Below are 11861 nucleotides of genomic sequence, written 5' to 3' on the forward strand. Positions count from 1 at the left end.
AACAAAAACAGACCACTTGATTTAATACAAGGATGAAAACCTGGCCAGGGAGCCTCACACTGCTCAATAGCCAGGCTTTTACTTACCGTGCTGAAGGCGGCAGCATTTCTTCAATTTTCTTCATTTTGTTTTCCCAGCAGGCCGGGCTTAAATCCACTGGATACTGTTCCGGGTTAACTGTCCGTTTGTATTCATCCCATAAAACAGATAAACCTTCTTTAACATGGTTTCTTATCTGTTCAAGCGGCGGTTTGCTGTAAACCAGCTTTCCATCGATAAAAATATCCCTGTGAAGATCAAGAGCGGTAAAGTCCGTTACAAACTTGCTGATATATGTGTGAACAGGATGAAACATTTTCAGCTTTTCCTGCGCCTGAGGATTTTCTTCTTCCAGGGCAATATAGTCTCCCTCTGATTTGCCGTTTGCATTGTTCATAATACGGTAAATTTTCTTTTTCCCGGGAGTCGTCACCTTTTCCGGGTTTCCGGAAATTTTAATAGTATCCACCATTTCTCCCTGCTCATTTTCAATGGCAACGAGCTTAAATACTGCTCCAAGTGCCGGCTGATCAAAGGCGGTAATGAGCTTTGTGCCAATTCCCCAAACTGTAATTTTGGCTCCCTGTGCGTTTAAGCTCATAATGGTTTCTTCGTCAAGGTCATTGGATGCAATAATTTGCGCATCGGGGAAGCCGGCTTCATCCAGCATTGTCCGTGCTTTTTTAGATAAATAAGCAAGGTCTCCGCTGTCAAGACGGATACCGATAAAATTAATTTTGTCACCGAACTCTCTGGCAACCCGTATTGCATTTGGAACACCAGAACGGAGCGTATCGTATGTATCCACAAGAAATACACAGTCTTTATGCGTTTGGGCGTATTTTGTAAACGCCACGTATTCATCCTGATACGCCTGTACCATTGCGTGTGCATGCGTGCCGGATACCGGGATGCCGAATAGTTTTCCTGCCCGGACGTTACTGGTACCCGCAAATCCGGTCAAGTATGCAGCGCGCGCTCCCCAGACAGCTGCCTCTGTTTCCTGGGCCCTCCTTGTTCCAAACTCAAGCGCTGTTCCCTCTCCGACCACCTGCATCATCCGCGCGGCTTTTGTGGCTATTAACGTTTGGTAATTAATTACATTCAATAGGAGCGTTTCAAGCAGCTGCGCCTGAGCCAGCGGCGCTTCCACACGCAAAATCGGCTCGTTTCCAAATACGATTTCCCCTTCCCGCATGGAACGGATAGTGCCTGTAAACGTCATATTCTTTAAAAACGCCAAATAATCTTCTTCATATCCCAATTCACGAAGGTAGTCAATGTCGCTGTCCGTAAAGCCAAACGCTTCAATGAAAGAAATAATCCGCTCCAGCCCCGCGAAAATGCCATAGCCGTTTCCAAATGGAAGACGGCGGAAGTACAAATCAAACACTGCATTGCGGTCGTGAATACCATCCCGCCAGTAGGTTTCCGCCATGTTTATCTGGTATAAGTCCGTGTGCAGCATAAAGCTGTCATCCTGATGCTTTGCCATTTTTCATTCCCCCTTTTTCGCGCCAAGCGTATCAGTAAAATGGCCAAGTGCCCATTCATGGCCTGCCTGGTTAAATGACGCAACTGCCTTTTCATGCACAACAATAGTATAGCCTTTATTGTACGCATCTACTGCCGTATGCAAAATACAGATATCCGTGCAGACACCGACAAGATGCACTTCGGTGATGCCGCGCGCCTTTAATTTCATGTCAAGATCCGTGCCGGCAAATGCTGAATATCGCGTTTTATCCATAAAGTAAACATTGTCCCGGTCTTTATTTTGTTCATAAACTTCCTGAAGCCTTCCATATAAATCGCGTCCTTTTGTGCCGCGAATATTGTGCGGCGGAAAAAGTCTTGTTTCTGGATGATACGGATCCCTTTCATCATGAACATCTATTGCGAAAACAACATAATCATCATTTTCAATAAACTGCTTTGTCAGCTGGATTATTTCATCTTCAAGATCCTGACCCGGCTTTCCGCATGTTAATTTCCCATCATCCGCAACAAAATCATACGTATAGTCTATATTCAGCAATGCTTTCATCGAACCTCCGCCTTTCTTATCCGTAAATAGATTCAATTACTTCAATATCATTAAATTTGTACAATCGGGACGGCCGGTATGAGTGGCGTGTTGTTTTTTTGGGCTGCCCGGCTTCGTCCAGTACAAGCTCCAAAAAAGGAAGCTTTGGAGTCCGGGAAAAAAATACCGGGTCGGAAGCAATTTTTGTATCGTCTGTAACCGTTAGAAGCACTCTCTGCAGCTCCGAAAGAGTAAATTCATCCGGCAGAAAATTCCTGGCTAATGTTGTACGAAGCATATCTGCCTGGATGAGCTTTAAAGCATCTCCTACAATTTGCCGATGGTCGAATGCGAGATCCAGCTTTAATACCTCGTCAATCGCAAACAGCTGTACATCTGCCGCATCATCAGAAGCCGTTCGATCCAAAAGAAAATCTTCCGGTACAATTGCATAAAAAGCATTGGAGATAATCCAGCCCCTCGGATCACGGCCTGGCTTGTCGTAAACACCGAAGTGGCGAATATGAAGCCCTTCCACACCAGTTTCTTCAGCCAGCTCCCTGGCTGCTGCGTCGATTCCCATTTCATCCGGCTGAATAAACCCCCCGGGAATCGCCCATTTTTCCGCTTCAAAATTGGGATTCCCTTCGCTATCTTTTGCAGCACGCTGAATTAGCATCATGTGCAGCTTCATTTCCGGGGGGGCTTTTTCTTCTTTTTTATCCGAAAGAATCGTAAATACCGCAATATCTGCTGTATATCCATCGGGAGTACGATATTTCGAGGAATCATAATGATTCATTTTATCACCCCTTAACTAATTACTAATTTTATAATTACTAATTATAAATGATGAATGTTTATTTTGCAAGAAAAATTCGGCTTGAATCAGCCGAATTTTCCGAGTATTTTTTCTATTCCCTATACCTGCCCGGGCAAAACGGTATTACTTCGGGCGGCTATGTTTACCCTTCGCCTCTATTGCTGCGGCTGCTATTAAAAGCTCTGTAATGCACAAAAAGAATATAAAGAGAATCCCCCACATAGTTGCCACCTCTTTTCTCATTTTTTACAATGTAAAGTATGAAATGCGTTTCAGAACAAGCATTTTTTTAAAGGAGCACTATAAATGGGAAACATTCACGATATTGCCAGGCTTGCCGGTGTGTCAGCTGCAACCGTTTCGAGAGTCATGAATGACTATCCGTATGTAAGCAAAGAAAAAAGGCAGGCTGTTTTAGAAGCGGCTGAGCAGCTTCATTACGAAAAAAATATCAATGCCGTTCACCTCGCCCGTGGCAAAACCGAAACGATTGGCGTGATTTTACCGTTTGTCAGCCACCCCTATTTCGGAATGATTTTAAGCGGTATTGCGGAAGCAGCCGAAAAGCGCGGTTATAAATTGCTGATTATGCAAACGAATTACAACGTTATCCAGGAGATAGAAGCGCTGAATATGTTGAAGCTGAAGCAGGTGGACGGGCTGATTGTTATATCGCGCGAGTGCCCCCTTGAACTTATAGAAGATTACAGCGGGTGCGGGCGGATTGTTTTATGCGAAGCGCTGGCCGGTTCTTCGTTATCCTCTGTTTTTGTAAATCAATATGAAGCTTTTCAATCTACTTTGTCTTTTTTAAAGGAAAAAGGAAAAACAAGGATTGGATACAGCGTGTTAAGAAAGGAAGGAAAAAGCAGTAACGCCAGAAAAAAAGCCTATGAACAACAGTTTGGCAAAGCACCCTGCCACTGGGTTTTTGATCAGGCGTTAACGGTTGAGGATGGAACTCGGATTGCGGGAAAGTGGGCGGCGCTTTCAGACCGTCCCGATTCAATGATTATCACCAATGATTTTGTCGCTGCCGGTTTTCTGCTTGAGTGCCGCCGGCTTGGGTTTTCTATACCAGGAGATGTATCTCTGATCGGCTTCGACAACCACCCCATTTCAGCGGCGCTTAGCCTGTCTACTGTTGAACTGCCATTGCAGCAGCTCGGAACAATTGCCTTTGAACAAGTTCTTTCATCCAAAGTCTCCCACAAAGAAGTACCGTTTCAGCTGATTGAACGCGGAAGTGTCTGAGCCTGCCTATAAAAAAGCGCCGCAGGTTTTCCCTGCGGCAGCTTTCGTTTACTTCCGGTTGAATTCAGCTGGAACCGGACCTGTTCGTTCGCCTTTATCAAGCGATGTAATTTGGTCCATATCTTCCTGCGTTAATTCAAAATCAAAAACGTTAAAGTTTTCCTCGATGCGGGAAGGTGTAACTGATTTTGGAATAACAATAGAGTCATTTTGAAGATGCCAGCGTAAAATGACCTGTGCCGGCGTTTTGCCGTGCTTACCGGCAATTCCCTTGACCGTATCATTTTCAAGGACAACGCCGCCCTGCATAAGCGGGCTCCATGCCTCTACATAAATATCGTTTTCTTTACAGAATGCCTTTAACTCTTTTTGAACAAGATGCGGATGGCATTCGACTTGATTCACGACCGGCTTCACTTCACATTCATCCAGTAAGCGCTGCAAATGCTCAATATCAAAGTTACAAACACCAATTGCTTTTACGCGTCCATCTGCATACAGCTTTTCAAGTGCTTTGTATGTTTCAACATACGTATTTTCTGCCGGCATTGGCCAGTGAATCAAGTAGAGGTCCACGTAATCAAGCCCGAGCTTTTCGATACTTTCATCAAATGCTTTCAGCGTTGACTCATATCCTTGATCAGAGTTCCATACTTTCGTTGTAATAAAAAGCTCTTCGCGCGGTACACCGCACTGTTTAATAGCTTCTCCGACTCCGCGCTCATTGCCGTAAACGGCCGCTGTGTCGATTGAGCGATATCCTGCTTCAATTGCTTTCAGCACAGCCGGTGTTGCCTGCTCGTCTTCAACCTGCCAGACGCCAAAGCCAAGCTGAGGCATTTTCAGCCCATTATTCAGTGTAACAAATTGCATTCTCCCGCTTCCTTTCATCAGTAAATTATTCACGCTGAAAGTATAGCACAGCCTCGACAGACATTTCCTTTTAAACGACTCGCATACCAAGCCACGCACCGAAAAAGCCTGGCAGACATGTAAGAACAGCATAAAAAGCCGCCTTTTTTGCACTCATTTCGTGTATTTCAAACATCCAGGTGGAAAAAGTCGTAAACGCACCAAGAAAGCCGGTACCCCATAATAAAAGGCTGCTTTCTCTTATCCCCCTTTCAATCAAAAGCCCAAGCAAAAAAGCACCGGCAAGGTTAACAAAAAGAGTGCCAAATGGAAAAGCAGCTTTATTGAACAGGCCGCTTATCCAAAAACGGGTGATAGCGCCAAAAAAACCGCCGATTGCTGCAAAGATCATATTGATAACCGTTCTCCTTTCTTAAAACCAAGGCGGGTAAAAAAAAGGCCTCCCACAATACTTAACAGTACATAGCCGAGAGCCGCCGCAGCCTGGCCGGTTTCCCATAGTGAGACCGTTTCAACGCTGAAGGTAGAAAATGTAGTAAATGAACCAATGATACCTGTTGTTACTGCTTTTTGCACCGGCACAGAAAGCCTGCTTTTTAATCGCAGGGTTAAAAGCGGCAGAAAAAAGCAGCCAATATAGTTTACCGCAAGAGTTGCGAGTGGAAATGAGCCGTCCCACCAGGCGGCTATTGCAATAGAAACAATGTACCGTAAAAGCGCACCCGCCATTCCCCCTGCTCCAACCAATATGTAGATCAATCAAAACCCTTCCTTCTGTTTCGAGGATAATCTCTTTTATCATTATTTTTGCTGGCAACTTTGTCAAGGTGCGGCGATAATAAAGGAAAAGGAGGAATACATATGACGATTTCAAAGCTTGAGCATGTAGGTATTCAGGTGAAAAGCCTGGATGCAGCAATTGATTTTTACACCAAGGTTATTGGGCTCGATTTACTTGAAAAACAGGGCCATCCCGATCCAAACCTGAAAATTGCTTTTCTCGGGTTCCGGCAGACAGATGAAACGTTGATTGAATTAATTGAAGGATACAATCCGGCCTTGCCAGCGGAAGGAAAAGTGCACCATATCGCTTTTACTGTCGATAATATTGAAGAAGAAATTGCGCGCATAAAAGAACACAAGGTACCATTTGTCGATGAGTCGATTACAACCCTCCCGAACGGCTCCCGGTATATTTTCTTTTACGGACCGGACGGCGAATGGATTGAATTGTTCGAAAAATAATGGAAAAACGTTCTATCGGGCTGCCTTTGTTCATTTCCATCGTCGCTATTTCTTTCTCAGCCATCTTTGTGAAATGGTCAGATGCGCCCGCTTCTATTCTCAGCATGTACCGAATGCTGCTTGCCAGCCTTTTTTTGACACCAATTGTTTGGAAGAAGAAAAGAGAATTCAAGTATATTAAAAAAAGGGATTGGGTTTTTTTGGTTTTTTCCGGACTGTTCCTTTCCTTTCATTTCGTTCTCTGGTTTGGATCGCTGAAGCTGACGACCGTGGCCAGCTCAACCATTATTCTGGCTTTGCAGCCGCTCGTCTCGCTCGCAGGCGGCTTTTTGCTGTTTAAAGAGCGAACAGCACCGGCTGCCCTGATCACAATGGGGATTGCCATTATCGGCGGAGTCATGATTGGCTGGGGAGATTTTGGTTCGGACAAAGAAGCGCTCCTCGGTGACCTTCTTTCCTTTTTGAGTGTTATTGCCGTGGTTGGGTATTTACTGATCGGCCAGCAGGCTGTCCGAAAAGTTTCACATTGGATTTACAGCTTTTGTGTTTTTGCATTTGCGGCACTTTTTCTATTCCTGTATAACCTGGCAGCGACCGTTGAGATGACTGGCTACAGCGCTCACGAATGGGGGATTTTTCTGCTGCTTGCTATCGTGCCGACAATTTCCCATGTCATTAACAATTGGCTGATGAACTACGTGAATGCGACGACCATTTCAATGAGCATTCTCGGCGAGCCGGTCGGCGCCACTCTTTTGGCTGTTCTATTATTGGGAGAGCGTCTGACCGGCTGGCAGGCCGCGGGAGGTATCCTTGTTTTAGTTGGTGTTTTTTTCTTCCTTGCAAACCAAAGATCTGTACGGGCAAAAGAAAAGAGCGGATCATAGCGATTCCGCTCTTTTCATATTGTTAAAAAACAAACTTGTCAACAGCGTTTCATTCGTTTCGAAAGAATTTCGGACAAAAAATTCATAAATCGGTCATTTATGAAGCGAAACAAACGATAGTACAATCCTTTTTTAAAAAGCGCAGAATAACAGCGCTTGATCCAGGAAAGAAATGGCGGCAGGCGCGGAGGAAAAACAGCAGAATTTGTTTTTCATCTTCCGTCAAAGAAAGAGAACTCTATTATTCATTTATAGCTGTTTTTTCCTGAAACGGAATGAGCGGAGGGCCGGCGCGAAGACTCCTGCAGGACGAAACAGACAGCGCGAAGCGGTGGCTGGTTCAGCGTTCGCCCTGCCGGAAAGCGCAGCCGCCAGCCCGCAGCCCATTACGCTGCTTTTAAAAGAAATGTGTGATCGGAAACAGCGAAAGAAAAGCTTATTCCACTTCTATTGTTCGGAGAATGGCTGTACTCTTATTACATTATTTCGACTAACAATCTCTTTTTTCAACAACATGAAAGAAGCGGATCATAGCGATTCCGCTCCCTTATGCCCGGCGCCGAAATGGCTTTTCTATTAACGGCCTGGCTTCCTTTTCTCCAAGCAGCAGCCAGATAAACAAACTTAGTATAAGTGCCATCCCTTCAAGAGACAGAATGTACCACGGATACGGCCCCAGTACATCAAGCAGGCTGGCGCTGTTCGGTTTATGGCTTAAATAAAGATAATTTCCGCCTGTCCATTTATTGATCCCCATTATAAACGGGATCAATAGATTTAAAAAGACCATTGTTTTTGCAACAGAAACAAGAGTCGGCCTGAATCCTTTTACCCAGGTAAAATAAAGAGGAACCAGCATTAAAAACGCATGTACAATAAAAAAGTGAAAAAAGCGAAAATGCGGGAAATCAAAATTTAAATATGGCGTCAGCAATGCTTGTGATGCGCCAAGCAGCCCGGTAAATACTAAAATTTCATAAATCATTTTCTTTTGGGTCAGCAAAAGAAGCACAGCTAAAAATAAGCTGATGCTGCACAGCTCAAGAGGAATTGCATGCTTGATCTTCCAGCTGTCGGTTGTCATCATCCAGACATGATAAAAAGCTTCGATAAGCAGTAAGAAAAAAGCTGTGCCAATTTCAGCTTTTCTTCCAATATATCTGCCCAAATGGCGGCGAGAGGCATATAATCCAATAATCGCTGCGAAAACAAGTGCCACTACAGTAAAATGGCTTCCTGAAAACATATTGAAGTCATATTCTTGATAGCTTCCGCCAAACCAGCCCATATCCCTGCCCCCTTTTTTCCAGTGTATCATATCCAATCCAATTATATCCTTTTTTTCTATTCCCTGAACCTCTCTTTATCTTTATTCCTATGAAAAAATGTTACTCAACATGATAAGTCTTTAGATACAGGACTAAACATCTTAATTGTTTATATACCGTACGTCATAGAATTTTCTTGATAAATTATCCGATTCTCCTTGTGTCATTTTTTATTACATAAATTTAAAAAATCCATAAAAAGCTATTGACGAATCTTATTTTTCCGCATAATATAAGTACATGTTATAAAACATAACATTAAAAGTTATCAAAAATAACATTCGGGAGGGTTTACACATGGAAGATATGTTGTATTTGATGAACAGCCTCTGGGTCATGGTTAGTGCTATTTTAGTTATTTTCATGATTGCCGGATTTATTATGCTTGAGGCTGGATCAACACGCATGAAAAACGCCGGCCATATCGCCGGGAAAACAGCTTTCACCTTCGGGCTTGCTTCTCTCGTTTTCTGGGCTGTCGGATTTGCTTTCATTTTTGGTGATAACCCAAACTTTTTCGTTGGGATGTCGAACTTTTTCTACTCTGGCGCTAACCTGGATTTAGGACTTTCTTCTACTGTATTCTTCGTATTCCAGCTGGCGTTCGCAGGGATCGCGATTACAATCGCCCTGGGCGGCTTCGCGGAACGTGCAAAGTTATCTGTATACGTTTTGTTTACCATTCTTTTCTCAGCCATTGTTTACCCGGTTGTGGCACACTGGATCTGGGGCGGCGGCTGGCTTGCAGAACATGGCAAACAGGACTTTGCAGGTTCCACCGTTGTTCATTTAACTGGTGCGATGGCTGCTCTTGCCGCAACAATTTTGCTCAAACCCCGTATCGGCCGCTTCAATAAAGACGGCTCCGCTAATGCCATCCACGGCCACAACCAGGTTTTCACATCTCTTGGCGTATTGATTCTCTGGGTAGGCTGGTTCGGGTTTAACGCAGGAAGCACTGTAGCTGTCGATGAAGGATTCTTCGGATTTGTTGCCTTAAATACACAGCTGGCAGCTGGCGCCGGTGCTGTTGCCGCCTTAATCATCTCATGGGTTGTTCTTGGCAAATCAGATATTCCGACTATTTTAAACGGTGCACTGGCCGGACTTGTAGCGATTACTGCTTCTTGTGCTTTTGTTGATACGTGGGCAGCTGTTGTCATTGGCTTAATCGCCGGGGTTCTTGTATTCTACGGCGCAAAATGGATGGAAAAAATGGGGATTGACGATCCTATCTTCGCCCTTTCTGTTCACGGCATTCCTGGTATCTGGGGCACGTTGTCTACCGGATTCTTCGCAACACCTGAGCTCGCATCAGTCGGACAGCCTGGACTTTTCTACGGCGGCGGGTTCGGACAGCTCGGTGTTCAGGCAATGGGCGTATTCGTCAGCGGCGCCTTTGCGTTCATCATATCATTCGCCATTCTGTTCGTCATCAAAAAGCTTCTTGGCGGGCTTCGTGTTTCTGAAGAAGAAGAGATTATGGGTCTTGATATCAGCGAACACGGCACGTACGGTTATCCAGAAGTATTTACAGATACTCACAGCCGCTCAAAAGCAGCAGGAAAATAATTTTAATAATACGCAAAGCGCCTTCGCTTTGCGTATTATTAGTTTAAAAAGGAAGTGTGAATACCGATGACAACACAAGAGCAGACCTATGCGGATATCCGCCATGAAAAAAACAAAACCATCGACCGGCACCTCCACTCAACTCAGCAGTTGAATGCCTTTCATGACGGTATCATGAAGCAGGTGTTTACTATCTCTCTTCAAGTTCATGTAAATCAGTACGGTTCTCCTCCCTGCCCCTATTCTTTGTTTTTACTCGGCAGCGCCGGACGCTTTGAACAGGGAACAATCAGCGACCAGGATCACGGCATCGTGTTTGAACAGGACACAGATGAAGCAGCCAGCTATTTTCTCGGGCTGGGCAAAACATTTTCAGACGGCTTACATGAAGCGGGCTATCCGTATTGCGAAGGAAAGGTTATGAGCTCCAACCCTGTCTGGTGCCGCTCGGCAAAAAGCTGGGCAGAGCAGATCGCTTTATGGATCGAGACAGACACACTTGACACAATCCGCTCTCTTCATATGATTTGCGATGCCCGTGTGCTATGTGGCGAAAAGGACTCTGTTCCTGCTTTTAAAAAGCAGATAACCTCCGCTTTTAAACAGGACCCGCATAAATTAAAACGTTTTTTTGAAAACATTCAATTTATGAAAAAGTCCGTGGGCTTGTTCGGCCAGATTTTCACCGAACAGAATGGCCCTCACGCAGGATCACTGAATTTAAAACAGTCCGCTTTTCTCCCATACGTTAATGCTATCCGGGTGCTGGCGATGAAAGAAGGGATTGAGCCTTCGTCAACATTAACACGCATGAAAGCATTAAAGCGCCTGCCGATTTATAGAAGCCGTATGGAAGAATACGAAGAAGCGTTCCGGACACTGCTTGACTTCAGGCTCCGGGCATTAAAAAACGCACCGGATTATGACAGCTCTCATTATGTAAATATCGATTCACTCGGACCGGTGCGCAAGCGGGAACTGCGCCATATTTTAAAAATGGCGGAATCTCTTCATCATTATGTACAGCGATTTATAGTAAAAGGATGATGCATAATGGGTTTTAATGATTTTATGAAAAATTTGAGCGGCAATCGCTTCACGGGGCTTCAGGGCGGCCGTCAGGACATGGCATTTATGCGCAGCCTTCAAAGGGACTTGAAAACAAAACAAACTACCTCGATTCCGCTTGACGAACTGCAGGTGATTGTGTTCGATCTTGAAACAACAGGATTCCATCCCGAAAAAGGAGATCAGATTTTATCGATTGGCGCTGTTAAGGCAACAGGGCATCAAGTTGAAGATGAATTTTATTCACTTGTCCGCTTCACGAGGGACATACCGGCTCCTGTGAAAGAGCTGACCGGCCTGGAGGAATCAGAGCTGCTAAATGCCCCGGAGCCCGCTGAAGCACTGGAGCAATTTTTTAAATTCAGCGGCGCTTCCCCGCTCGTCGCTCATCATGCCAGCCACGAAAAAGCATTTATGACTTATGCAAGCCGGAAATATTTCCGCACTTCATTTTCACACCGACTGATCGATACGTCATTTATGTATAGAATTGCTGAACCGGACAATCCCTATGTCCGCCTTGAGGACTGCTGTGAACATAACCAGATTCCCATTACCGGGCGCCACCACGCACTTGGCGATGCACGGCTTACCGCAGCTCTCTGGGCTGTATATGTGGAAAAGCTGCAAAAAATAGGTGTAACCACTTTGTCCCAGGTTTACGAAAGACTCGCTGCTATTCGATAAGCGGCGGGTCTTTTGTATTATTTTCCTTTTTTCTGAATCTTTTCTTTTTCTCATCCGTA

At 44.8% G+C, this 11861-nt stretch carries 13 protein-coding genes; 6 read left to right on the forward strand and 7 right to left on the reverse strand.

Annotated features, from left to right (window positions below; all coding sequences use genetic code 11):
- Window positions 1-82: 82 nt before the first annotated feature.
- Genes VP98_RS13135 through VP98_RS13145 form a run of 3 tightly spaced genes read right to left on the reverse strand, consistent with a single transcriptional unit; the run spans window position 83 to window position 2867 of the window.
- Window positions 83-1534, reverse strand: a complete 1452-nt coding sequence (locus tag VP98_RS13135) for a nicotinate phosphoribosyltransferase (RefSeq protein WP_046175842.1) — start codon at window positions 1532-1534, stop codon at window positions 83-85.
- Between the two features lie 3 nt (window positions 1535-1537).
- Entirely contained in the window at window positions 1538-2086 is a 549-nt protein-coding gene (locus VP98_RS13140) for a cysteine hydrolase family protein (protein ID WP_046175843.1), read from the reverse strand.
- Window positions 2087-2102: 16 nt separating this feature from the next.
- Entirely contained in the window at window positions 2103-2867 is a 765-nt protein-coding gene (locus VP98_RS13145; protein ID WP_046175844.1) for an NUDIX domain-containing protein, read from the reverse strand.
- A gap of 327 nt (window positions 2868-3194) precedes the next feature.
- Between VP98_RS13145 and VP98_RS13150 the strand changes: the two genes are divergently transcribed.
- Window positions 3195-4142, forward strand: coding sequence for a LacI family DNA-binding transcriptional regulator (locus VP98_RS13150; RefSeq protein WP_046175845.1), 948 nt, complete (start codon window positions 3195-3197; stop codon window positions 4140-4142).
- A 48-nt stretch (window positions 4143-4190) separates the two neighbouring features.
- Here VP98_RS13150 and VP98_RS13155 read toward each other — a convergent pair whose 3' ends face one another.
- The 3 genes from VP98_RS13155 to crcB form a co-directional block, all read right to left on the reverse strand.
- Window positions 4191-5015 carry an aldo/keto reductase gene (locus VP98_RS13155; protein WP_046175846.1) on the reverse strand — a complete coding sequence of 275 codons (825 nt, stop codon included), beginning with the start codon at window positions 5013-5015 and terminating at the stop codon, window positions 4191-4193.
- 70 nt (window positions 5016-5085) lie between these two features.
- Entirely contained in the window at window positions 5086-5406 is a 321-nt protein-coding gene (locus tag VP98_RS13160) for a fluoride efflux transporter FluC (RefSeq protein ID WP_046175847.1), read from the reverse strand.
- Window positions 5403-5774: a fluoride efflux transporter CrcB gene (gene crcB / locus VP98_RS13165; RefSeq protein WP_046175848.1), complete on the reverse strand. Its 372-nt coding sequence runs from the start codon at window positions 5772-5774 to the stop codon at window positions 5403-5405. The genes VP98_RS13160 and crcB overlap by 4 nt, the downstream gene beginning before the upstream one ends.
- 102 nt (window positions 5775-5876) lie before the next feature.
- Between crcB and VP98_RS13170 the strand changes: the two genes are divergently transcribed.
- Window positions 5877-6260, forward strand: coding sequence for a VOC family protein (locus tag VP98_RS13170; protein WP_046175849.1), 384 nt, complete (start codon window positions 5877-5879; stop codon window positions 6258-6260).
- Entirely contained in the window at window positions 6260-7147 is an 888-nt protein-coding gene (locus tag VP98_RS13175; RefSeq protein ID WP_046175850.1) for a DMT family transporter, read from the forward strand. The genes VP98_RS13170 and VP98_RS13175 overlap by 1 nt, the downstream gene beginning before the upstream one ends.
- A 547-nt stretch (window positions 7148-7694) precedes the next feature.
- Here VP98_RS13175 and VP98_RS13185 read toward each other — a convergent pair.
- Entirely contained in the window at window positions 7695-8435 is a 741-nt protein-coding gene (locus VP98_RS13185; RefSeq protein ID WP_046175852.1) for a YwaF family protein, read from the reverse strand.
- A gap of 337 nt (window positions 8436-8772) precedes the next feature.
- On the opposite strand from VP98_RS13185, the gene VP98_RS13190 reads away from it, so the two are divergent.
- The 3 genes from VP98_RS13190 (at window position 8773) to VP98_RS13200 (ending at window position 11802) form a co-directional block, all read left to right on the forward strand.
- Window positions 8773-10047, forward strand: a complete 1275-nt coding sequence (locus tag VP98_RS13190) for an ammonium transporter (protein ID WP_046175853.1) — start codon at window positions 8773-8775, stop codon at window positions 10045-10047.
- 66 nt (window positions 10048-10113) lie between these two features.
- A complete protein-coding gene (locus tag VP98_RS13195; RefSeq protein WP_046175854.1) occupies window positions 10114-11094 on the forward strand; it encodes a DUF294 nucleotidyltransferase-like domain-containing protein in 981 nt (326 codons plus the stop codon).
- Between the two features lie 6 nt (window positions 11095-11100).
- Window positions 11101-11802, forward strand: coding sequence for an exonuclease domain-containing protein (locus tag VP98_RS13200; RefSeq protein ID WP_046175855.1), 702 nt, complete (start codon window positions 11101-11103; stop codon window positions 11800-11802).
- The last annotated feature ends 59 nt before the right edge of the window (window positions 11803-11861 follow it).

This window comes from Domibacillus indicus (assembly GCF_000970685.1).
In the GTDB taxonomy this organism is placed as follows: Bacteria; Bacillota; Bacilli; order Bacillales; family Domibacillaceae; genus Domibacillus; species Domibacillus indicus.

Coding starts and splice junctions, on each gene's coding strand:
- VP98_RS13200 (WP_046175855.1), top strand. CDS start 11,101: ATGGGTTTTAATGATTTTATGAAAAATTTGAGCGGCAATCGCTTCACG.
- VP98_RS13175 (WP_046175850.1), top strand. CDS start 6,260: ATGGAAAAACGTTCTATCGGGCTGCCTTTGTTCATTTCCATCGTCGCT.
- VP98_RS13150 (WP_046175845.1), top strand. CDS start 3,195: ATGGGAAACATTCACGATATTGCCAGGCTTGCCGGTGTGTCAGCTGCA.
- VP98_RS13135 (WP_046175842.1), bottom strand. CDS start 1,534: ATGGCAAAGCATCAGGATGACAGCTTTATGCTGCACACGGACTTATAC.
- VP98_RS13195 (WP_046175854.1), top strand. CDS start 10,114: ATGACAACACAAGAGCAGACCTATGCGGATATCCGCCATGAAAAAAAC.
- VP98_RS13170 (WP_046175849.1), top strand. CDS start 5,877: ATGACGATTTCAAAGCTTGAGCATGTAGGTATTCAGGTGAAAAGCCTG.
- VP98_RS13160 (WP_046175847.1), bottom strand. CDS start 5,406: ATGATCTTTGCAGCAATCGGCGGTTTTTTTGGCGCTATCACCCGTTTT.
- VP98_RS13140 (WP_046175843.1), bottom strand. CDS start 2,086: ATGAAAGCATTGCTGAATATAGACTATACGTATGATTTTGTTGCGGAT.
- VP98_RS13190 (WP_046175853.1), top strand. CDS start 8,773: ATGGAAGATATGTTGTATTTGATGAACAGCCTCTGGGTCATGGTTAGT.
- VP98_RS13155 (WP_046175846.1), bottom strand. CDS start 5,015: ATGCAATTTGTTACACTGAATAATGGGCTGAAAATGCCTCAGCTTGGC.
- VP98_RS13185 (WP_046175852.1), bottom strand. CDS start 8,435: ATGGGCTGGTTTGGCGGAAGCTATCAAGAATATGACTTCAATATGTTT.
- VP98_RS13145 (WP_046175844.1), bottom strand. CDS start 2,867: ATGAATCATTATGATTCCTCGAAATATCGTACTCCCGATGGATATACA.